Annotated in this window: 22 protein-coding genes; 4 read left to right on the top strand and 18 right to left on the bottom strand. The window is 37.6% G+C overall.

What is annotated here, in order from left to right; all coding sequences use genetic code 11:
* Positions 1–6: 6 nt before the first annotated feature.
* The 3 genes from LA313_RS03200 (at position 7) to xth (ending at position 3419) form a co-directional block, all read left to right on the top strand.
* Entirely contained in the window at positions 7–1131 is a 1125-nt protein-coding gene (locus tag LA313_RS03200; RefSeq protein ID WP_255702463.1) for a GAF domain-containing sensor histidine kinase, read from the top strand.
* A 348-nt stretch (positions 1132–1479) separates the two neighbouring features.
* Positions 1480–2646: a PQQ-dependent sugar dehydrogenase gene (locus tag LA313_RS03205; protein ID WP_228913171.1), complete on the top strand. Its 1167-nt coding sequence runs from the start codon at positions 1480–1482 to the stop codon at positions 2644–2646.
* A complete protein-coding gene (gene xth / locus LA313_RS03210) occupies positions 2643–3419 on the top strand; it encodes an exodeoxyribonuclease III (protein ID WP_228913172.1) in 777 nt (258 codons plus the stop codon). Before LA313_RS03205 ends, xth begins: the two co-directional genes overlap by 4 nt.
* A 109-nt stretch (positions 3420–3528) precedes the next feature.
* Here xth and LA313_RS03215 read toward each other — a convergent pair whose 3' ends face one another.
* Positions 3529–4410: a cation diffusion facilitator family transporter gene (locus LA313_RS03215; protein ID WP_228913173.1), complete on the bottom strand. Its 882-nt coding sequence runs from the start codon at positions 4408–4410 to the stop codon at positions 3529–3531.
* Positions 4411–5000: 590 nt separating this feature from the next.
* On the opposite strand from LA313_RS03215, the gene LA313_RS03220 reads away from it, so the two are divergent.
* Positions 5001–5813, top strand: coding sequence for a response regulator transcription factor (locus LA313_RS03220; RefSeq protein WP_228913174.1), 813 nt, complete (start codon positions 5001–5003; stop codon positions 5811–5813).
* Between the two features lie 117 nt (positions 5814–5930).
* Here LA313_RS03220 and LA313_RS03225 read toward each other — a convergent pair whose 3' ends face one another.
* The 17 genes from LA313_RS03225 to LA313_RS03305 form a co-directional block, all read right to left on the bottom strand.
* The gene (locus LA313_RS03225) at positions 5931–8153 is read right to left on the bottom strand and encodes an amino acid permease (protein WP_228913175.1); all 2223 of its coding nucleotides are present in this window, start codon (positions 8151–8153) and stop codon (positions 5931–5933) included.
* 324 nt (positions 8154–8477) lie between these two features.
* Positions 8478–9125, bottom strand: coding sequence for a hypothetical protein (locus LA313_RS03230; RefSeq protein WP_228913176.1), 648 nt, complete (start codon positions 9123–9125; stop codon positions 8478–8480).
* A 132-nt stretch (positions 9126–9257) separates the two neighbouring features.
* Positions 9258–10040 (bottom strand): alpha/beta hydrolase, encoded by a 783-nt coding sequence (locus tag LA313_RS03235; RefSeq protein WP_228913177.1) that lies wholly within the window; start codon positions 10038–10040, stop codon positions 9258–9260.
* 246 nt (positions 10041–10286) lie between these two features.
* A complete protein-coding gene (locus LA313_RS03240) occupies positions 10287–11219 on the bottom strand; it encodes a retropepsin-like aspartic protease (RefSeq protein WP_228913178.1) in 933 nt (310 codons plus the stop codon).
* A gap of 149 nt (positions 11220–11368) precedes the next feature.
* A complete protein-coding gene (locus tag LA313_RS03245; protein ID WP_228913179.1) occupies positions 11369–11785 on the bottom strand; it encodes a hypothetical protein in 417 nt (138 codons plus the stop codon).
* 185 nt (positions 11786–11970) lie between these two features.
* Entirely contained in the window at positions 11971–12447 is a 477-nt protein-coding gene (locus LA313_RS03250; RefSeq protein WP_228913180.1) for a DUF6155 family protein, read from the bottom strand.
* Positions 12448–12606: 159 nt separating this feature from the next.
* Positions 12607–13557, bottom strand: a complete 951-nt coding sequence (locus LA313_RS03255) for a Fic family protein (RefSeq protein WP_228913181.1) — start codon at positions 13555–13557, stop codon at positions 12607–12609.
* A gap of 189 nt (positions 13558–13746) precedes the next feature.
* Positions 13747–14370 (bottom strand): hypothetical protein, encoded by a 624-nt coding sequence (locus LA313_RS03260; RefSeq protein WP_228913182.1) that lies wholly within the window; start codon positions 14368–14370, stop codon positions 13747–13749.
* 1345 nt (positions 14371–15715) lie between these two features.
* Complete coding sequence (locus LA313_RS03265) at positions 15716–16108, bottom strand: hypothetical protein (protein WP_228913183.1); 393 nt, start codon at positions 16106–16108, stop codon at positions 15716–15718.
* A 1149-nt stretch (positions 16109–17257) separates the two neighbouring features.
* Positions 17258–18391 (bottom strand): TlpA disulfide reductase family protein, encoded by a 1134-nt coding sequence (locus LA313_RS03270; protein WP_228913184.1) that lies wholly within the window; start codon positions 18389–18391, stop codon positions 17258–17260.
* A 178-nt stretch (positions 18392–18569) separates the two neighbouring features.
* Positions 18570–19124, bottom strand: a complete 555-nt coding sequence (locus LA313_RS03275; protein WP_228913185.1) for a hypothetical protein — start codon at positions 19122–19124, stop codon at positions 18570–18572.
* A 157-nt stretch (positions 19125–19281) separates the two neighbouring features.
* Entirely contained in the window at positions 19282–19866 is a 585-nt protein-coding gene (locus tag LA313_RS03280) for a hypothetical protein (protein ID WP_228913186.1), read from the bottom strand.
* A 166-nt stretch (positions 19867–20032) separates the two neighbouring features.
* Positions 20033–20449: a hypothetical protein gene (locus tag LA313_RS03285; protein ID WP_228913187.1), complete on the bottom strand. Its 417-nt coding sequence runs from the start codon at positions 20447–20449 to the stop codon at positions 20033–20035.
* Between the two features lie 159 nt (positions 20450–20608).
* Positions 20609–21193 carry a carboxypeptidase-like regulatory domain-containing protein gene (locus tag LA313_RS03290; protein ID WP_228913188.1) on the bottom strand — a complete coding sequence of 195 codons (585 nt, stop codon included), beginning with the start codon at positions 21191–21193 and terminating at the stop codon, positions 20609–20611.
* 173 nt (positions 21194–21366) lie between these two features.
* The gene (locus tag LA313_RS03295) at positions 21367–21795 is read right to left on the bottom strand and encodes a hypothetical protein (RefSeq protein WP_228913189.1); all 429 of its coding nucleotides are present in this window, start codon (positions 21793–21795) and stop codon (positions 21367–21369) included.
* Positions 21796–22020: 225 nt separating this feature from the next.
* Positions 22021–22449 carry a hypothetical protein gene (locus tag LA313_RS03300; RefSeq protein ID WP_228913190.1) on the bottom strand — a complete coding sequence of 143 codons (429 nt, stop codon included), beginning with the start codon at positions 22447–22449 and terminating at the stop codon, positions 22021–22023.
* A gap of 204 nt (positions 22450–22653) precedes the next feature.
* The gene (locus tag LA313_RS03305) at positions 22654–23046 is read right to left on the bottom strand and encodes a hypothetical protein (RefSeq protein WP_228913191.1); all 393 of its coding nucleotides are present in this window, start codon (positions 23044–23046) and stop codon (positions 22654–22656) included.
* Between the last annotated feature and the right edge of the window lie 258 nt (positions 23047–23304).

Genomic DNA, 23304 nt, shown 5'->3' on the forward strand with positions numbered 1-23304 from the left:
CCACAATTGCTGGATGTCATTTGTCGATCTACTAAAATGGGATTTGCTGCTATTGCAAGAGTAACCGATGATCGCTGGATCACCTGTGCGGCAAAAGACCTTATTTCTTTTGGGCTTAAACCGGGAGATGAACTGGAGGTGGAAACTACAATTTGCCACGAAGTACATAAGAACAGTAAGGCCGTGTATATTGATCATGTGGCCAAAGATCCAGCCTATTGCGACCACCATACTCCAAAGATCTACGGGATCCAGAGCTATATTTCGGTTCCTGTATACAGGAAAAACGGGGAATTTTTTGGCACCCTGTGCGCTATAGATCCCAATCCCAAAGAGATCAATACTCCCGAAATTACCGGGATGTTCCAGCTATTTTCCGAGCTTATTTCCTTTCATCTTGATGTTGTCGAAAAAATGATGTTGGCCGAAGAGAAATTAAAGGAGGAGCGAGAAGTTGCAGAATTGAGGGATCAATTCATCGCAATCCTGGGTCATGATTTAAAGAACCCCATAGCCACGATGCGTATGAGTGCAGACATCCTGCTTAAGATGTCTAAAGAAGATTTTACCAAAAGACAGGCTGCTATGATTAAGTCTACATCTTTCAGGATGCAGACGTTAATAGAAAACGTGCTGGATTTCGCAAAAGGAAAGTTGGGGGAAGGTATTGTCCTTGAAAAGAAAGCCAATAATGGAAAATTAACCCAGATACTGGAACAGGTAATAAAAGAAGTAAAAGTTAGTGCACCAAAAAGGGATATTCTTTTTGATGCAACACTTCGAGAGGAAGTATTCTGCGATAAGGACAGGATTGGTCAACTGTTCGCTAATTTATTGAGCAATGCCAATCAACATGGTTCACCGGATGCTCCTATTAGAGTGAAGGCATCAACCACAGATCATCATTTTGAATTAAACGTTTCCAATAAAGGTGATAAGATCCCTGAGAATTCCCAGGTCCATCTTTTTGAACCTTTTTACAGGGATCCTAAAGGAAGTAATACCAAAGGTCTTGGTTTGGGCCTCTATATAGCTTCGGAAATTGCTAAAGCACATAAGGGTGTTCTCGAGGTGAATTCAACGGAGAAAGAAACTTCTTTTTCCCTGCAAATCCCTCTAACCAAACAATAATCTTAAAATTTAAGAGTTTAAAATGACATTTTTGGATCTCTTTTTTCCACTCTCTCCTTATTTAAGACAACTCATTTCTCTCTATGTTTCAGCTTAGTGTATTAGTCCTGAACTGACATATATCTCATATATAATCGAGTACACCTAATGAATTAGTAGAACTTGAAACTTAAAGTTACATCATGCAACGCTTTTTACAAAAATCAATTTTTCCCCAGTGAAAACTTCTGCAATGCAATTTTTACATCGAAATATTCTGAAAACTTAAACATCCCCTGTTAAGTGTTTACTAAGCCTTTTGGCATGACTACCAACTCTTTATATCTTAGGTAAGTAAAAAAATATGTCATGAAGAAGAAAATACAAATCAGGGAAATCACATTTGATCTCCCCAAATTTCAAAAAACCGGAATAGCTATTTTTATAATGTTACTATTCAGCCTCGCTGCGGTAGCTCAAAATATCAAGGGTACCGTAAAGACAGATGCCGGCGATGTAAAAATAATAAAAGTAGCTGAAGGCCTGAATCACCCATGGGGAATGGCATTTCTACCCGACGGAAGACTAATTTTCACCGAGCGTGCAGGAACTATTCGTATCCTGAAGGATTCAATTGTCTCAGGGCCATTAGAAGGTACACCTGAAGTTTTCTCACAAGGCCAGGGAGGAATGCTGGATATTGCGCTTCATCCTAATTTCGAACAGAATCAGATGGTCTACGTTTCCTTTTCTGAACCAGGACCAAATGGAACTGCCACTACTGCATTGGGAAGAGGTAAACTGCAGAATGAACGGCTGGAGGGTTTTGAAACGATATTTAAAATGGAACCGGCGGTGGAAGGCCCCAATCATTTTGGCGGGCGCATAGTCTTTACTCCCGAAAATGATATTTTCCTCACCCTTGCCGAAAGATTTAAATTTGAACCGGCACAGGATCTTTCCAGTCATCTTGGAACTGTAGTACGGCTGAAAGAGGATGGAACTGCTTCTGAAGCCAATCCCACATTTGACAATCCCAATGCCCTGGACGAGATTTGGTCCTACGGGCATAGAAATATAGAAAGTGCAGCCCTTCATCCAGAAACAGGGAAACTTTGGGTAGCCGAATTTGGTCCTTTGGGTGGAGATGAACTACAGATTGCCGAAGCCGGAAACAATTATGGATGGCCCGTCGTGAGCTGGGGTGACAATTACGATGGCAGCAAAATTCCCGATCCCACTACCCGACCGGAGTTTACTGATGCCGAAATCGTATGGACACCAACAATTTCTCCATCGGGAATGGCCTTTTACAATGGAGACAGCTTTCCCGAATGGAAAGGAAGCATGTTTATAGGGGGACTTACATCTTCCGGTCTTGTTAGAGTACAGGTGAACAATGGACAGGCAGAAGAAGTAGAACGCATTCCGCTGAGTGAAAGAATAAGGGATGTGGAACAGGGACCCGACGGTAACCTATGGGTACTTACAGATGAGGACAATGGCCTTATCCTTAAGCTTGAACCCCTGCAATGAAAATAGCCACTTACAATGTAAATGGAATAAACGCTAGGCTTCCAGTAGTGCTTAGGTGGCTAAAAGAATCTAAACCAGATGTAGTCTGCCTTCAGGAATTAAAGTCACCGGATGAAAAAATTCCGAAGTCGGAGATTGAAGAAGCAGGATATAAAGCTATATGGCACGGTCAAAAACGCTGGAATGGAGTGGCCATCCTGGCAAAAGAAAATATTGAAATACAGGAAATGAGCCGGGGACTTGAAGGGGAACCCGAAGATGAACAAAGTCGCTACATAGAAGCAGTTATAAATGATACAGTAATCGGTTGCCTATATATGCCAAATGGCAATCCTGCTCCAGGACCAAAATTCGAATATAAGATGCGTTGGTTTGCGCGCTTTTCCAAAAGGGCAAAAGAGCTGCTGGATCACAATGTTCCTGTTGTCCTTACCGGAGATTACAATGTCATGCCTACCGAAAAAGATGTGTATAAGCCTGAAAGATGGGTGGATGATGCCCTTTTTAGACCTGAAGTAAGGGAAGCATTTCACCACCTGGTCGCGCAGGGATGGACAGATGCCATAAGAAAACTTTATCCTGAAGAGACCATCTATACTTTCTGGGATTACTTTAGAAATGCCTACGGAAGAAATGCCGGACACCGAATTGACCATTTTCTCTTAAGTCCACACCTAAGCGACAGGCTGAAAGCTGCAGGTGTGGATAAAGATGTGAGGGGCTGGGAAAAATCCAGCGACCACGCACCTGTTTGGATCGAACTAAAGGACTAGCTACCTGCAACTACTCCTCCACTAACTAATATAGAGCAGCTCTTTAAGTTATAAGATTTAGTGTAAGCACTGGCTCAGGTTTCATAGAACAAACCCGAATCTGGTTTTCTTAATCATGCGTGAGTTCACAGGTTTCATTATCCAGCTCGGTTTCGATGGTGTAGTGTTCAAATGAATATTCTTTCAGGATATCCTTTACTGCTCTCTTAGCTGCGAGGATTTCCCTGAATTCCGTGATGTACTTCAGCTTAATATGAGCAGTAAACACATGATGTTCTCCTTCCAGGGACCAAACATGAGTATGATGCATAGAGTCCACTTTATCAATTTTCAGAAGTCTTCTTTTGATTTCCTCAAGATCGATTTCCTTAGGGACCCCCTGTAGAAAAATGAACAGGGTCTCTTTAAGGCGCTTTACCACGTTCCATAAAATATACATGGTGATCAACAGGGAAAGCGCAGGATCGAGGTAATGTATATCCTCAAACTTAAGAATTATGGCTACCACAAGTACCGCTACCCAGCCCAGAACATCTTCGAGTAGATGCCATGAAACAACTTTTTCATTCATCGTTTTCCCGCCACTCAACTTGTAGGCTGCATAACCGTTCACAGCGACACCTATAATGGCAAAAATGATCATTCCATCTGCATCGGAATGTTCGGGTTCAAACAGCCTTCCTACAGCTTCATAAATTACATAAATGGAACCTCCTATTAACACAAGACTATTGATCAAGGCTCCCAAAAGAGAGAACCTTCGATATCCAAAAGAAAAAGTAGAACTTGATTCCTGTTTACTTTTCTTATCCAGGTACCAGGAAGTACCAAGGGACAAGCTGTCCCCCAGATCGTGGACAGCATCGGAAACTATGGCAACACTGTTAACGTAGATACCTCCAATAAATTCAAGAATTGTAAAACCAAGATTGAGAAAAAAAGCCAGTTTTAAGTTCTTTCCGGAAGTATCATGAGAATGGTCGTGACCCATATTTTTTATTTTCTTTAAAATTAATTTTTTCAGGGTTTAATGACTGCACGTGCCGTCATCTTTTTGGATCTCGCCATTAGATAATAGGCTTTAATGTTTAAAAATCTCGTGTCCGGAGGCAATTTATGGAAAAGTCCAAAAACCATTGGGAATTTCATCACTGTAAATTTCCCGGGATTTGGCGAACAGAAACTGTGTTATTTTGGATTTATACACTTATGGTTCAGTATTATATAATTCCAGATATGTAAGTTTCACTTCTAAATTGATTTTCGATTCCCGTTCAAAAAATTACCCTTTTTGTGGTATTTTTTGAAAGCCTTTTTGTCAATATCTTAGCATCATCAAATTATGGACTGTAGTAATAGTTTTGATTCACAAGGAAGATGCTTCCGGAATGTTTTACTAGGGGTAAAAACATTCAAGTGATCAATTTTCAATTACTTCAAAGAAATAATTGACCCAAAACCTTCAGGATTTCCTGAAGGTTTTTTAATTCAGATTAATAATCTTGTAAAGGGTTTTAAAAAATTGATGCAAATTTTTCAGGGTTTTGATAATTCCTATATTTATCATCTAATATTCCCTACATGCAAAAGAAATTTAAAATGATCTCAGATTACTGGAATGAGATATATTCCCAACAGGTAAAAGAGTATCGTCCTTTCGAAATTTCTGAAGACTTTAAACGGTATGCCGCCATATTCGCTCCTGGAAACTCCTATTTATATATTGTGAATCTTCATAATTTTAAACTGGAATATATTTCAGATTCGGCAAAGGGTTTTGTAGGTAAGGATGTTAAGGATATTGAGCTAAAGGACCTGCTGCAAACGGTTCTTCCTGTAGAAATTGAAATCATTAACCTTAAAAGCAGGGTGATAAGTGATTTCTACACCTCTTTTTTAGATAAAGAAGATGTGCTGAATTATAAAAATATGTTTTCTTACCGGATGAGAGATGCAGGCGGAAAAACAAGGACCATGTTGTACCAGGCATTTCCATTGAGTGTATTAGAAAATGGGACCCCAGAGCATGTTTTATGTATACAAACAGATGTTTCTCACCTCAAGATGACCAGTACCAATGTAGTTTCCTTTATTCATCTCAATGGCGGGAAATGTTATTACAACATTGATATTTCCAATGGAAGATTTGATCCCGGGGACTGTGATGGCGGTGGAAATGATTTTTCGGAGCTCCTCACCGAAAGAGAAAAACAAATCGTGATTAGTTTATCCAAAGGATTTAATGCGGAACAAATCGCAGAAGAACTTAATCTCTCACATCATACAATTAAAACCCATAGAAGAAATATTCTTCAAAAAAGCGGTTGTACAAATACCGCAGAATTGGTGGCAAAATGTCTTACTAACGGGATTATTTCCCCGGTTCTCAATTAATAACTGAATACAATTTCATTCAGGTTTTAAGAGATATGTACTAAGTACACGCTATTTAATATGAATTTCAAACGAGCAAGGTGATCCTTCTATAAAGAGGTTGAGACAAAAAATCTCTTATTTCTGACTTATAAAGATCAATGCCGTATCTGTTTTTTCCGCCAGAGTGAGAGCCAGGTGTCCAAATGCTTTTTGATTTTTGCCGGCTTTCCCCAATCCCATGATTACCAGATCATGCCCGGCAGCCTGGGTGATTAGTTCTGATGCCACATCATCACTAGTGAGGATACGCACTTCGGTCCTTCCCGGGATTATACGCCCTGCAAAACGAGAAAGCCTTAAATTATTTTTTTCGCGTGTTTCTTGTGGTGTATTCACAGGCAGAATTTGAATAAACGTAATTTCGGGCTGGGAAGTACGCCACAGGCTGGCAGCAACTCGTGCCCGCAGAGGGTCATGACTTTCAAAACCGGCTACCGGAATAAGGACTTTTTTTGCTGCAGTAATTTTCCATCCGCTGTAAGGCTGCCGGAACACAACAACATCTGCCTTCGTATGTTTTACCAGTTTTTCAAGATTTTGATTAGTTTGAAAGTCATTTAGATCACTCAAACCCATTAATAAACTGCTGCAATTGTGAATTTTGATAACCCGTTCAATCTCTTCCCATGGATGTTCGGCAATGGTAGTAAGAGTTTCCGGTCGTAACCCTGCTTCAAAAGAGGCTCTAAGTGCATACTGGGTGACATCCCTGCTTGACAAAAGACGTTTCTCAAGATCATCCTTTTCTGTACTTGGAATAACGATCGAATGCAGCAAAATTCTTCCTATTACCGGAGGTGCCAGGGCATTCGCAAGGAAAACCATGGATTCTGCATTCGCCGGATTGGAGATTGGGAGCAGCACGAGAGGGCTTAAACCTCTTAACCGCACAAGATCGGGATCCAGGGCATGTTCTGAGGCTTCAATAGCCCGGGCTTTTTTTACAAAAAAGGAGACAAAAAGAACTGCTCCAATGAGAAGCCATATTATTGCAATGATTCCGGCAGCCGGCACTACAATGGCCTGAAATACTGCAAGTCCCAGACATGTGATTATTCCCACAATGGGAAGGCCCGGAAAAAAAGGCGCCCGGAATGTTTTACTCTCTTTATATCCACGATTTCGCATCAGGATCATGATAAGATGCGCAAGTGCAAAAGTGATAAGAAAGATTAAACTGGAAGCCGCACCAGCCGCCGCCAAATCTGGCAGGATCAGAACCAGAAAAGCTACAATTCCACATGTAACAAATATTGATGTTACCGGTGTTCCAAATTTCTTATTGATATTCGAGAGGTGATGGTTTAAAGTACGATCTCTTGCCATACTCAGGGAGATTCGTGAAGCGGCAAAGAGGTTAGCCTGTAAAGCCGATAACATTGAAAATATTCCCGCTACCAGAACCAGCCAGAACCCAAAGGCTCCAAGATAATTTTGTGCAGCAACAGCCAAAACGGTTTCGGGATCCTGCCTACTCAACTCTGTTATTGACTCTCCCGGCTGCACCCCTACTGTCGACATTAGAAAAAGCAAGGGCAGGTATATTAAAAGACCTACTGCAAGTGTCCACATCATCGCTTTGGGAATTACTTTTTCGGGAGTTTTAATTTCTCCGGCGGCAGAACCAATTAAATCAAACCCCTGAAGAGCGATAAAGGTATAACCCATCGCTGCTATCACTCCGCTAAAACCATCTGAGAAAAAGGGATCGAGGCTTTGAGTGATTTGACTAAAAGGCGTTTGCACAAAAACAGCGAGTCCGCCGGCTATGAGTACTGCGAACACTGCGAGTTTTCCAATATTAATGACTGCGCCGCCATCGCCGGAACCTCTGGTAAGACTAAACGCGAAGTATCCTATAGCACCCAAAGCTAACAAAACCGGCAGCATTCCAAACTTAAGGATACTACTGAGCCCATCTGAAGGAATTTGCTGAAGAGCAAACACCGCAAAGGCCCCAAATCCAAGAGCATACAGAACTGCGGCCACGAGGGAAGCAAACCAGACGATCCACCCCACCCCAAATGCAACCTGAAGAGATAAAGCTTTTTTGGCATAAGTATAGGTACCCCCAGACTGCGGATTCGCCGAAGCCATTTCAGCAAAACTAAGGGCAGTAATAAAGGCGATCAATCCATTAAGCGCAAAGGCCAGTATCGCCGAAGGGCCGCTCACGGCAAAAGCTACTCCCGCCAGGGCCAGAATTCCACCCCCTACCATCGCTCCCACCCCAATACCTAACGCACCAAAAAACCCAATTGTGCGTGCTGTTACCGAAGAGGATGGATCTGTATTCATAATTAATTATATTTTGGAGAACAGCTTATGGAGAAAAGTTATGAGATGCTAAATTAAGGCATTAGTTCTACAATTTTAATTCCTGGAAAAGAATTTCATCGGCAGAATTAGGTTGCGAGGAGGTAGCTGTAGAAGGTATTCTATGAAGTATTAAAATAGAAATCGAGCAGTTCTTAAATCTCATCCCTAATTTATCTTTATCTGAAGAGGCCATCTAATTAATGGTCGACGGTCCTTTAAAGACAAGCGAGCAAGGTCCCGATAGCTATCGGGATCGATTTGAAACTGGTTTAAGTATTGTTTTTATACAATGTTGCATACGTATTATTTCAATTCTCTAAGTTCTAACTCATACCTATTTTTATGTAGACCGGTCAGTTTTATTGTTCCATCTCTTCCCTTCCTAATAATATATGGGATATCCAAGTCCAAAAAAAGAATTTCAAAGCCGTTATGGCTAATTCTTTCCCAATGTATTTCCAATGTCCTATTATTTTCCCAACTCTTGATGATTATACTATCATTTGTGAAATTCAGGGTATCACTATAATTTAAAGATGTTCTTAAAAAGCGCTTGCCTTTTAAATTGATATTGTCGGATTTACTCTTTAATGAGTCTTCAAGTCTTTTATAAACGGTATTATTGGCTCCTTCCAATCCTTTCATAACCAAACTATCCTTACTTATGATTTCAAGAAGGGCAGTATTTGTCTGGTCAGAGTTATAGAAAATGGTGTCCCTATTATATTCATATGTTCCCTTTTCAAAGTCGGATTCCGATCTATAGTCGTATTTAAAGCTTTTTGCAAAGTATTTATCTTTTTCGAAAGTAATGAGGATCCGTGTTGGCATCTTTTTGGAGTCGGAATTAGTCGAATAGGAATAAGCTCCAATCCAGGTTCCTTCTAAATTTTCCTTAGAACTACAGGATAAAAACAGAACTAAAAATAATATGATCAGTATTTTTTTCATATGTATACCAACGTCTCGAATAAAAACAGTGTGAACTGTGGGGCCTGATTGTCAGCAGGACGATCCGCTAAACTAACTAGCATGATGTTTTTAATTGAAACTAATTTAATCATTGTTTTTATACAGTTTTAGCTACATTATTAGTTCATCAATCCTTTGAATAGCTTCGTTAGGATGTTCCTTTAAAGTCATTATATGTTTTGTGTCCGTTATCCAAAATTCTTTCGGTTCTTTAGCTGCTTCATACAAATTTTCTCCTTGTATGAACGAAACATCACGATCCGACTGGCTGTGAATAATTAGTTTTGGCGTATTGGAAATTTCTTTAATGTCGCGAATAGCCACATAATCCTGATTAAAATTCTCGGGATTTTTCCTCGCTTTCTCTTTCAAAAAGTCCACTGGGGCATAATCAATTGCCATTTGTTGAGCAGACTGGATACTTCCATCCAAAACGAGCGCATCTACATAATTCTCGTTATCTTTTGTTATTTTGACAGCTAATTGCCCACCAAGAGAGGTGCCGTAAATTATCATTTTTAAACTATCAGACTCCGTTTTATTTTTAAAGTCGGCGAATGCAACTTCTGTATCTTTCAGTACTCCTTTATAACCTGGTTTACCAGTCGAATTGCCGTAACCTCGCCAGTCCACTGCATATACTCCATATCCATTCTCCACAAGAGGCTTAATCAAGACTTTATACTTACTTACATTTCCACCGGCACCGTGAATGAAAAATATATCCCCTTTTGGTTCTTCTGTTGCTGCCTGAAAGTAGTATGAGTAAATTTTCAGGGAATCTTCGACTCTAAGAATGGTCTCAGAATATTTTAAATCATTCATATCTTCCATTTCCTTTACTGGAAAATAATAAAGCTTAGATTCATCATTGTCTACTATGGCTTTAACCATTGGGTCAGTTTTATAGAAATAGAATCCTGCACCAGCTGTCAATAAGATTAAAATCAGAATTACTACTCCGACTACTTTTAATGTTTTTTCATTTTTGGGTTTTTGGTTAGATGGTAGCTAACGTCTCGTATGCGAGCTGGTGAGCTTGATTGTTCGCAGAACAATCAAGCGTTGCATGCGAGCACGAACTTTCGATTTGGGACCTGATTTGAGCATTGTTTGAATACGTGGTGTGCGTAGGCCTTACTAAGAATTTGTGTTTTCTATCAACTTTATTTTTTTACTATTCCAATTTAGGATAATGCGATAATCTTTAAAAAAATCTGAACCAAACCTTTTTTCTAAATATTGCTCTGAGTACACTCTTACATTTTCTAGAGTTGAATTCCCAAATTCAATTTCATCAATAATTCCGATATAAGATTCTCTGGTTGTGTTCTGTCCTCCGTAAATTCCAGTAACACCCTTTGTATTAGATTTCTTGAAGTCTAAAATTTCACCATTTTCTGTTTGCTTTTCAAATTCAGAAAACGGTACGACTATACCTCCGTTATACCCTAAATCAACAGTGAAATTCCAGACTTTCTTATCATTCAATTTACAAGCAATAGCAGGTATTCCTGCTACACCGATAAACAACTTGTTTTCAATTATATCTTCAGGTATTTCTAGTTTTGATTCATTATCGGTTATTGTTATTTGTTGTTTTCTAAAGTCAATATCCCAAATAGCGTGTTGCATTAGATTAGCCCCTATAAATCCGTCAATATTCAAAGAAGACCATACTGATACAGCATTAAAATCATTTATTAAAGCGGTTGTTCCAGTAAAATCTATAGTTCCAATTTTAACGGATTTTAGTCTGGTATATTTATTTTGTAGTTTATCATTATATACATCACCGGCTTTTGCCGAATCGATAGCTTTTAGATTTAAACTCGCAGCAAGTTCTTTTGATACAAGTGTGGGTGAACCTGTATCTAAAAGAAAGTTATAATTCTTATTTTCTATTTCTACGGGGACAATTATAAACCCATTTTTAATTTTGAAAGGCAACGTAACCTTATAATCCTCTTGTTCTGTTTCTCCTTCTTTAAGATGTTTAGCGGCTTTGCTGAGTGAACAGCTATTTATTAGAACAAGGGCTATCAAATAAATACATACTTTGGATAATTTCATTTTTGATTTTTTTATTACAGTTTTTTGCGGCTTACGTACAACGTCCCGTATAAAAACAGTGCTTGCTGGCAAGCTTGATTGTCCGCAGGACAATCAGGCGTTGTAAACGAGCACGGACTTTCGATTCAAGACAGGTTTTAGCATTGTTTTTATATGTTGTTGCCAACAGTACTTTTTTTCGCGGATTCTATATCATTTTTGATCTCCACAGCTTGATTCTTATTAGTCAGAATTACACGGCTTTTTATTTTCAATTTGATATTCAAGTAAACTTTTTCTTTTTCGAAGGTGATTTTCTCAATTGAAACATTCCTGATTTCTTTTAGCTTAATTACATTTCTATAAGTCCGAAAGAATATTTCTCTGGCAATAAAAATGGTTACAAGTATGGTTATAAATATTGCTATGAAGAGATCATAATTTTGCTGATTTTCAAAAAATTTATACCAGTAAACACCGGCTTGTATTCCTAAAACAACAAAGAGAAATCTTAACCAGTGGGAAGTTATCTTTTCCTTTTCTTCAATATGAAGTTCATCTGATATTATGGAAATTCTATTTTGCATTCTTTCCTGAATTTTTTATTTGTTCTGGTAGTTTTGTATTGTTGGCAACGTCTCGTATAAAAACAGTGGAGCCGGCGAGCTTGATTGTCCGCAGGACAATCAGGCGCTGCAAGCGAGCACGAAGTTTCGATTCGAGGCAGGTTTAAGCAATGTTTTTATATATTGTTACCAACTGGTTTATTTTATTAGTAATATAGTTCTAGTCCGAATTCACTTGCCTTGGATGTAATTTCAATTAAACGCTCTTCATATTTTTCTTCGAATCCCAACTCCCGGATCCCGTCCGTCGCATTATTGAAAATTTTCCCAAGAGCTATATAATAACCTTCATCACAATATCCGAAATCCTCGATCACCTCCAAACAACAAGCTACATAATGGAGCTCCAATTCTACATTTAGTTCTGTGATTTTCATTTTTTGAACAGTTCTTATTATTTTACGAGCCTGCGTTTCACGCAGCTGCATAGCGCGACCACTAGGATATATATACTTTTCAATTTCTTTTTTATATTTTTGTACAAGTTCAGTGATTTCTCCAGTTGCAATTATATCTAAATAAGTTTTTGCTTCTGGAATTTTTTTATACATCTCTGAAATCAGTTTAATGATATCAGATTTGTCCATCCCGATTAATTCTTTTTTAACTTCTTTAAAAGCCATCTATGACTATTGGTTTTTTAGCTTGTTGGTAACGTCCCGGTTAACGCAAGTGCGGAGTTGGGAACACGGATTGATCTTTTAATTGCTATTTTTAAAGGTACTCAAAAATGTGATTTTTGACTGTTTTGCCGGATCTGTGTTAACCGTTGTTGTGGCCAGTTATATCTTATACCGAGTTTTATTTTTATCTCCGATTTTCTCAAATAAGTTTTGTTCTACACCTTTCTTGAGATCTCTGCTTGCTGTTGCTCCAGAAATATCTTTAAACACCTCCATATAATCCTTCCTGGTGAATTCTCTTTTATTCAAGGACAAAAAATATTCGAGTCGGTCTTTCTCAGTAAGTGTTCTATTGGTGAAATTGAGTAATTCTTCTAATGATCTGTTTATTACCCCAAGCATATATTCAATGAATGCTGTTGAATTTCCTGCCTTGTCACTAACAGATAAGGCAGAATAATATTTGTCCTGGTCATTACTTATTAATGTCTCGAAAGGTAGATATTCAAATACAGGATACTTCTGCATTAAAATTAAAGTCTGCCACAGTCTGCCCATTCTTCCATTTCCATCTAAAAATGGATGAATAAACTCCATTTCATAATGAAACACACAGCTTTTAACCAGTTCAATTTCTTCTGAAGTCTGTAAATATTCGAATAGATCTTTCATCAAGAAAGGTACATTGTGATATGGAGGAGCATAATGTTCCACTCCGGAACCTTTCATAATGCCTACACCTTGTTTTCTATATTTTCCTGCATCACTTATCAGGTTTTGCATTAGATCTTTATGAGCTCTCAAAAATGATTTTTCATTAAAAGGATCATATTTTCCTAAATGTTCGTAAATCTCAATGGCGTTTAAAACCTCTTTTACATCTTTCTTTGGACCTATGATTCTTTTGTTTTCTATGAGTGCAGTAATTTGTTCTTCAGTCAGCGTATTTCCCTCAATTTTCAATGAAGAATGAATTGTTTTAATCTTATTTTCCTTTCTTAATTTAGGAGAGGGTTTATTTAAAAAAGTCGCATTAATAGCTCCTAACTTCTCGGCAATAGAAGTTATGATCTTTAAAATGTTAGGAGTAATTTCGTAGGGAGGTTTCATCTTGATACTATCATTTGATATTATCAAAAGTAAGATCATTTTATTTCAATTGAAAGGAAATCAGGTTTTAATTGGCCACAACGTCTCGTATAACGCAAGTTGCGGGATGGACAGAAAAAACTGTCTGTTAAACTCAATTTTAAAAGATAGTCAAAAATGTCATTTTTAACAGTTATTCCGCAATTTGTGTTATTCATTGTTGCACACAGTTCTAATCCCAAACAGTCCTTCGCTGTAATCTATTACTATTTCTTTGTTTAAAAATAATTGATTTCCAAGTATACCGAAAAGGTCATTCTTGCGAAAAAATCTTCTATAGTTTCTGTTATCAACATACCAGATTTGTAAATCTGTATCATCTGTTGAGTCATTCCAGATCTGAGGTATTGCTTTGTCAAAACTACTGTGAAATCCTTTGTTGATTTTTCCCCAGGAAGAAATAGGAAAGGATTTTATTGGGTCAGATTTCTCTCTTAATTTTTTCCAGTCTTTCTTTTTGGTCCAAATGCCAAACAAACTTGAGCCAGTATCATAAAGCAAGTTTTGCTCCTTACCATTGACATTTAATTTTAGGACAGGGCGGCCATTCAAAGTGAGTAAAGGCTTAATTATAAAATCCGTAGGATGGTAAGTAGCTCCAATCCTTATTATTTCGTCAACAAAATTAATTTGGACTATTTTTCCTTGCAAAAAATCAGCTCCTAAAGTACCAATAGGAGCATTCTTTTCGTCCGTTGCTTTAATAGACTTATTGTCTCTAAAATTAATCTGTCCTATTGAAGTTTTAAATACTTTATCGTCTGGATATTCCAAATCAAGACGATTGCTATAAAGATAAGAATGAGTGGCACCTGTGTCGAATTGTAAATAGTATGATGTAGTGTCCGACTCGAATTTGATAGGTATGAGCATAACTGCTTTATCAAACCTTTGAATGTCAGATTCGGCTGGTTTCCATTTAAATTTAATTTCAATGGAAGTCTGCCCATAAGAAAGAATGGGAAATAGTAACACAAGAAGCTTTCTAAAACAGAATTTCATCGAATTGTGTGCAACGTCCCGTATAAAAAATAGTGCGAGTTAGCGAGCGTGATTGTCCGCAGGACAATCAGGCGCTGCAAGCGAGCACTGACTTTCGAATCGACTCTAAGATAGCATTGTTTTTATACATTGTTGCCAAATGCACTGCCCGCCCGAGTGAGCCGCTTCGCTTTTAAATCCGCTCCGTTACTTTTTTAAATTCTAATTTTCTTACCTCTCAAAAATGGTATTTTAACGCCAAACTTTTTTCTCCGTTTGAGTGAAAAAGTCCGCTGTAATTTTTTCTTTAAAACTCAATTTTCCTCACCTCCCAAAAATGATATTTTTTACACTTCTTTTTTTCTCCGCCCGAGTGAGAAAATCCGTTGGAAATTATTCTTTCAAACTCAATTTTTCTCACCTCTCAAAAATGACATTTTTTACGCTTCTTTTTTTTCCGTCCGAGTAAGTAATCCGTCACCATTTTTCCTGGAGAACTCATTTTTCTTTCCTTCCAAAAAAATGATGTTTTAAAGATCCGTTTAGTTTGAGTTTGGTTTTACTTTGCTCCGCGTGTTGTTTGTCAGCAGTGTGTTTGGCAACGTCCCGTATAAAAAATAGTGCGAGCTGGCGAGCTTGATTGTCCGCAGGACAATCAGGCGCAGCAAGCGAGCACGGAGTTTCGAATTGAGACAGGTTTGAGCATTTTTTTTATACGTTGTTACCAAATTTGGCGACGCGTTTGAGTAAAAAGGCTTTTGCAATCGTTTTTATGGCCGGATCAAAATGTCCGCTTCCCTGTCCGACCGAATCTTAGCCCTCTTTTAAAACAAGTCCGAAATCCAGCTTTTTATTAAATCCCAATTTGAAAAAATCGAATAGAAAAAAAGGAAGCTTAGCCCAACTGAAAAAATTTCTTTTTTACTAAAATGATTTTTCGGAGTGTTTTTAGTATTTGCCATTTTATAAAATTGTTTGATCTGATATTTTCTGGGAGCCATTTTTGGTAACGTCTCATATAAAAACAGTGCAGCTGGCGGGCGTGATTGTCCGCAGGACAGTTAGGCGTTGCAAGCGAGCACGGACTCTCGAATTGAGACAGGTTTGAGCATTGCTTTTATATGCTGTTGGCATACGTTTATTTTCTTACGTACTCCGCTTGGAAACAATCATTGCAGTCGCCAATTAGAATCAGCTGATTTCCTGTAGTAGAAAAGATTTGTCTAAATCCGTTGTCATAGACGATCATTTCTCTTGTATCTCCATAAATGACACTTTCTCTTCTTTCAATATTGTAGGGTCGGTCAGATTCTAAGGTTCCATTTACATATTGTTTAATGGAGTTGTTGGATATATGTAACGTAACTTCTTTTTGAGTCGATTCTGGCGTCTCGGTTGTACCAGCAAGTCCGCCCGAAGATTCAATCCAGACCCATTCTCCGACAATTTGATCCGTGGAATCAGTATCTGTTGTGGTTGAACAGCTAATCAAATAGCTCAAGGTCATTAATAGAAAGATGAATTTTTTCATAATGGTTAAGTTTTAAATGGTTTTAATGTATGCCAACGTCCCGGTTAACGAAAGTGGCGAGTAGGGAAGTTCCACTTGTCCGGCGTAACGATTTCTTTCTTATGGAATTAAAAGTAGGAAATTATCCTTCAAAAAAGCCATTTTTGTTAACCATTGTTGTACAAATGTGCCGCACATCTGAGTAAGCCGTTTTTATATTATTTTTTATTCTCCTGGTTGAGATAATAATTTTCGACTTCTTCAAATTTTGATTTTTATCTGATTACGACTGAGTAAGGCCAATCATTCAATTGAAATTAGATATTTCTTGTTTATTTCAGAACAAGGTTCCTCGGTCTGAGTGGTAATTCCGCTGAATAATCTGATGAAATTCGTTTTTTTTAATTAAATCCGTTAGAGTTAAAATCCGCTGATCTTTAATTTAAAAGTTAATTTTACTTACCTCTCAAAAATGGCATTTTCAAATCTTCTTTTTTTTTAATTTCACTTCTGAAAATTCGCTCTTATATTTTCAGTCCGCGGCATTTTGTACAACGTCCCGTATAAAAACAGTGCTTGCTGGCAAGCTTGATTGTCCGCAGGACAATCAGGCGCTGCAAGCGAGCACGGAGCTTCGAATCGAGACTAATTTAAGCATTGTTTTTATACGTTGTTGTGAAATGCACCGCCCGCCCGAGTAAGCCGCTTCGCTTTTCAATCCGCTGCGTTTTGCTTTTAAAGTTTTTATTTTCTTACCTCTCAAAAAAGGCAGTTTTGCGTCCAATTTTTTTCTCCGCTTGAGTAAGAAAGTCCGTTGTATTTCAATCCGAAACTATGATTTTCTTACCTCTCAAAAATGATATTTTTACCGGTTCTTTTTTCTCCGTCTGAGTGTATAATCCGTCGCAGTTCTTCTTTTAAAACTTAATTTTCTTTTTTTCCAAAAATGGCATTTTCGCGGTCCGTTTTATTTGAGTCGGTTTTTAATTTTCCCGCGCTACGTTAGTCAGCGGTGTTTTTCACAACGTCCCGTATAAAAACAGTGCGAGCTGGCGAGCTTGATTGTCCGCAGGACAATCAGGCGTTGCAAGCGAGCATGGACTTTCGATTTGAGACAGATTTGAGCATTGTTTTTATATGCTGTTGTGCAACGTTTTCCTATTCAGGAGTTTATAAGTATTTTTCTAAGCCTTTTTCAAGTTCTCCTTCTTTATAACCTACCCAGCGATCAACTATTTTACCATCAGGACTAATGAGCAGGAAGGTTGGTGTAACTGAAAAATTATAGCGAATGGCACTTTCACTGTACCTCCCCTGACCATCCCACAAGCTTGGCCATTGATTTCCATCGCGCTCAATAGAATGCAACCAATCCTTCTTCTGCGGATCAGCAGAGAAGTCCACAATATTAAGAGATTTCTGGTGTTGGTTATAAATCGCCTTAAGTTCATCTGTAGCTCTAATGCAAAATCCACAATAGGCGGAAGTGAAATTAATTAAAAGGAACTTGTTATCTTCCTTTAGGCCCGCTAAACTCGATTTTTCACCGGACTTTTTTATTCCCTCAAAATTGAGGTACGGATCGCCTTTTGCTATATGATTGGACTCTAAATATATTTTAATTATTCTTCCGAACTTGCTTTGCTTTAGCTCATCTGTGTAGTCGTTAAATATTAGTTCCACCGAATCCCTTGGAATTTCATCCTTTAAAAATGTAAGATTAAGAATACTGGCATAATTGTCATTGTTCTCTTTGATGTATTTAATCGTTTTGTTCCTTGTGACGCTATCAATGTTGCCGACACTTTCCATAAATCTCTCTCTCGTTGCCTCTTTTTGTGCAACAGGCAAGGCGTGGTAACCAAATATAAGTGAGTCTCTTCTGATATTAAGTTCTTTTGTGATATCCATCGATTTACGATAATTGGCGTCAATAGTAGAACCCAGAGTTTTCACGTTCCAAGCAAAATCCTTTTTGTTAGCACTTAATTCTAAATCATCATTTCCGATGAGTAGAGGTGTATAGACGTAGTCCTCACCATCAGTTGCTCTTAACCAGAATAAGGTGGGAGGATTGACAATATGACCCTCCATACGAAACTCGTTGTTCTTGACCAGAGCGCTGTCGACATTAGCATTGGTTTCAAGGCTATAAAGGTAAAACTTAGTACCTTCGGTGAAACCGGTAACATTTCCTGTTATCTGGTAGATCTCATTTTGATTCGGGGCTTTTTGTTGATCTGGCTTACAACCTATCAACGTTAGAAATGCAAAGACAAAAAGCGATGGCTTTTGAAGGATCATTTTTAATTTAGTTTTGTAGTGAATATCATCTTAATATTCTTATGATACTGTTTATTGTAATGTTGCACAACGTCCCGAATAACGCAAGTTGCGGGATGGACAGACAAAACTGTCCGTTAAACACTATTTTAAAAGGTAGTCAAAAATGTCATTTTTGACAGGTATTCCGCAATTTGTGTTATTCATTGTTGGCAGCTGGCTTTATCCGTTCATCAATTTCTCGATTGATAATTTTCCAATCTTCATAATTATCAAATCTCAGCTTTTTATATGGCTCAATTGTCCGTTTCAAATCCGCTTCAATTTGCCCTGTATCCCCAATAATTTGAGAATCTGCTAAATATAAGTCATTATCAAAAAGATACAGAGCTTCCCAATCTGTTTCATCTATTTTTAATTCCATACAGATTTTATGTAAATCACGTGCAGCCTCTTTTGTAGAAATTTTTCCTGCAAATAGATTTCGACTAATAAAACTTACAAGAATTCTGAAGGCTTTGTTTTGGTTCTCGCCTTGGGTTCTCATCTTAATAGCATAATCTATTTGTCTGGCGTCCGCTTCGCTTCCACTTATAAGTTCCAAGAGAATAGGATCATAGGTGTCCGATTTTTCGATTGATTCCATAGCCCAATTCCAAATTTCCTGTTTTGTTACAAAACCATAATTCATAGACAGCCTAAGTGCTTCCAGAAAGTCAGAGGGAATGTTGTCGGTTGAGAATATTTGTATCATATGATTTTTTAGCTTGCTGCCAACGTCTCGTATAAAAACAGTGCGGCGATTTCGGCGTGATTTTCCGCAGGAAAATCAGACGCAGCAAGCACGCACAGACTTTCGAATCGAGACAGGTTTAAGCATTGTTTTTATACATTGTTGCCAACAGTATTTTTTAGTTCAATTCCATAAATATCAAGTCCAAAAATAGTTTCCGATACATTATTTTTTCAAATTCCTTCTCCGGTATCTTATTTAATGCATCCAGAAGATAATTACTGTCAGATTTTAGATTCCCATAAGCTTCAAATTTATTGTAAGCAAGTGCGAACTTGTATTGCCAAATAGAGTGATCAGACTCATCTAGGATGTTGAGTTGTTCGAATAAATATCCATAACAGGATAGAAAGGAATTGGTTGGAAAAAGCATATACGGATCAAATTCAAGATCTTCTTTAAACTTCCCTAGGATATCGCCTTCTATTTTATTTTGACTCACCTTTTTTAATAAATCTCTATATCCTGTCTTGCTCACCTCATTTAAATATTTTTCCCGTAGGAGTAAATTTTCAAACAGACTGTGAATGTTCTGCTTATAAATCGGTTTGCCTTCAATAGGTCCGTAATCAGTTACTAGTCTATTATATTTAATCTCTGAGCAAAGTTTGAATTTTTCGTCCGCTACAGAATTTGAGGTGCTCTTTTTTGAGCCACAGGATGAGATCAGAACCAGAGAAATTATATAAAGAAGTTTTTTCATATTGTTGGCAACGTCCCGTATAAAAAAAGTGCGAGCGGGCGAGCGTGATTGTCCGCAGGACAATCAGGCGTTGCAAGCGAGCGAGGACTTTCGATTCGAGACTGATTTAAGCATTGTTTTTATATGTTGTTGTGCTTAGTGTTTATTCGTCATCCTGGTCCAGCTATCATTTCTTGTCAGTACTTATTTCTTTCCAGTCCCAATATTTTGAATATAACTCGTCGTGCAGCATTTCCGCATTTTCTGCTATTTCGTCGGTTTTATCCACAAGACTGATTTCAGTCCATTCACCTAATTCTTCGTCAGGGTCAGTTGTTCCATCAATTATATTAAGTAATTCAAATAGAACTCCTGCTGAATTGTCAGCTAATATCTTTCTAAGCGCACTTTTAAAAGTCGGGTCGTTTTTTAAATTTTGTAATGATAAATTTTCCTCTTCGGTCAAACCCCCATTTGGTGGATAAGTCAGAGAATCTGTCATTTCTCCCTTTTCTAATTGATCAACAATATTTTCTGCTTTTTCTTCAATTTTTTGCTGAAGAAATAACATCAATGTATTCCTGTTATGTTCTGATAGCATCATTTATTTTTCTTTTTTTTACATTAAGCACAACGTCTCGTATAAAAACTGTGCGAGCTGGCGGGCGTGATTGTCCGCAGGACAATCCGCTGAGCAAGCAAGCAAGGAATCTCGATTCAAGAACAAATTGAGCATTGTTTTTATATGTTGTTGTAGCACGTTTTATTTCAAATACTCCACGTCAGACCGAACTTTTTTTCGCCATTGCGGTCCGTATTTATCATCCAATAATTTAAACATTCTCTCATTGTACAATTTTAGACAGTCCATTGCAGGAGGAGAATCTCCAAAGTCGTAATATTGAATATTATATTTCCTCTCAAAACGTTTGTCGGCTTTAGTGTTAGCTATTGGCGCAATAGATCCGAACAGCAGTAATTTAGGAGTTCCATTTTTCCAGTCCGATTCAGCTTTCTCGGCATCAAACTCACAATCAGCTTTTAGCACGAAGAGTTCGTTTGTTATTCCATTATTTGTGGTTACTTCAAATTCTTGAGTAGGAAATCCAAATGCGGAGATCTTAAGCACGTATTTCTGGTTCGGTTCTAAATTTTTTAAACGAAATTTTCCAAGACTATCCGCAATTGTTCCTGGATGTCGAGTTTGCAGCTCTTGAATGTAAATTTCCGCGTCGGGTTTTTTACCTGTCAATTCAGATAATATAGTTCCCCTGATTTCGACTTGTGCATAGGTTAATCCACAAACGAAGATCATAATCACTGTAAATATGTTATTATTCGGTTTCATTTTTTCAATGTGCTACAACGTCCCGAATAACGCAAGTTGCGGCTTGGGAACTCGAATTTGTCAGTTAAATACCTAATTTTAAAGGTAGCCAAAAATGCCATTTTTGGAAGGTATTCCGCAATTTGTGTTATTTATTGTTGTGTGCAGGTGTTTTATGTCCGGGAGAGAGGAGATTATTCTGTCATTCCCATTTGATTAATAGCCTGTTCTTCTTGTGGGGAAATCGAAAAGCTTAATTCAGTCCACGCAGTACCTTCTACTCCTTTAAAAAATAGTTTATTACCTTTTCTTTCTACCGTGAAAAGAAAATTAGAAAGGTCAGCATCTTCTTGAGGATTTACTTTATCTAAATCAGTCATTCCATATTCATCAATAGCTTGAGGTTTACTGTTGTCCGATAGATTGTAAGACAAGGTTTTCCAGGCACAACCTTCTTTGCACTCCATAGCAATTTTATTATTGTTTGAGTTTTGAACAACTAACAAAAAATCAGTCAATTGAATCTCCTTATTTTCTTGTGCAAACAACTCGGACGTTGAAAAGGTCATTATAAAAGTCAAAATCATCAATTGTAGTAATCCGTATTTTTTAGAAGTTTTCATAATATTTTGAATTTTAATGTTTTATCTAATTTATGAATTATTATTCGGATTTTTTTCCACTTGCACACAACGTCCCGAATAACGCAAGTTGCGGCTTGGGAACTCGAATTTGTCAGTTAAATACCTAATTTTAAAGGTAGCCAAAAATGCCATTTTTGGAAGGTATTCCGCAATTTGTGTTATTTATTGTTGTGTGCAGGTGTTTTATGTCCGGGAGAGAGGAGGTTATTCTGTCATGCCCATTTGATTAATAGCCTGTTCTTCTTGTGGGGAAATCGAAAAACTTAATTCAGTCCACGCAGTACCTTCTACTCCTTTAAAAAATAGTTTATTACCTTTTCTTTCTACCGTGAAAAGAAAATTAGAGAGGTCAGCATCTTCTTGAGGATTTACTTTATCTAAATCAGTCATTCCATATTCATCAATAGCTTGAGGTTTACTGTTGTCCGATAGATTGTAAGACAAGGTTTCCCAGGCACAACCTTCTTTGCACTCCATAGCAATTTTATTATTGTCTGAGTTTTGAACAACTAACAAAAAATCAGTCAGTTGATTCTCCTTATTTTCTTGTGCAAACAACTCGGACGGTGAAAAGGTCATTATAAAAGTCAAAATCATCAATTGTAGTAATCCGTATTTTTTAGAAGTTTTCATAATATTTTGAATTTTAATGTTTTATCTAATTTATGAATTATTATTCGGATTTTTTCCACTTGCACACAACGTTCCCGGTTAACAAAAGTGGCGTGTAGGGAAGGAATCACTTTCCGGCGTAACGGGTTTTTCTTATGGAAATAAATGTAGGAAATTATCTCTCAAAAAAGCCATTTTGGATAACCGCTGTTGTAGCAAGTTTTTTTATTCAACCTTTATAAATGATCGTTTTCCATAGGTCAGAGTATACAGAAGTAGCAGCACGATGGGAATACAAAGAAGAAGTAAAAGTTCTAATTTTAGATCAGTCAGATAAACTAGACCTGGTAAAATAAAAATGACTGGAATTGTCCATTTAGATTTATCGGAACTTTTTAGTACAATTTCTCTTTCCTCATCTTTTTCAAGATTTAAAGAAATTTTCTTAGTTTCAAACCAGTCTATTTTTGCGAAAAGTTGATGTTCGCCATCTGGTATATTAAATTCTTTTATGTCTCCTTTTCCAACTTCTCCGATTTTCTGATTGTCGAGAAAGATTTTGTAGTCTCTTACTCCGCCATACCATTGGTTACTTCTATGGATTCGTAATTTGCCCATTTTGTAAATATATGAGTGTTTTAAATTTGCTACAACGTCTCGTATAAAAACAGTGCAGCGGTTGCCGGCGATGATTTTCCGCAGGAAAATCAGACGCAGCAAGTACGCACAGACTTTCGAGCCGACACTAAGATAGCATTGTTTTTATACATTGTTGCCAAATAGTGCTGCCCGCCCGAGTGAGCCGTTTCGCTTTTCAATCCGCTGCGTTTTGTTTTAAAGTATTTGTTTTCTTACCTCTCAAAAATGGTAAATTTT

This window comes from Salinimicrobium sediminilitoris, from assembly GCF_020866905.1.
Taxonomy (GTDB): Bacteria; Bacteroidota; Bacteroidia; order Flavobacteriales; family Flavobacteriaceae; genus Salinimicrobium; species Salinimicrobium sediminilitoris.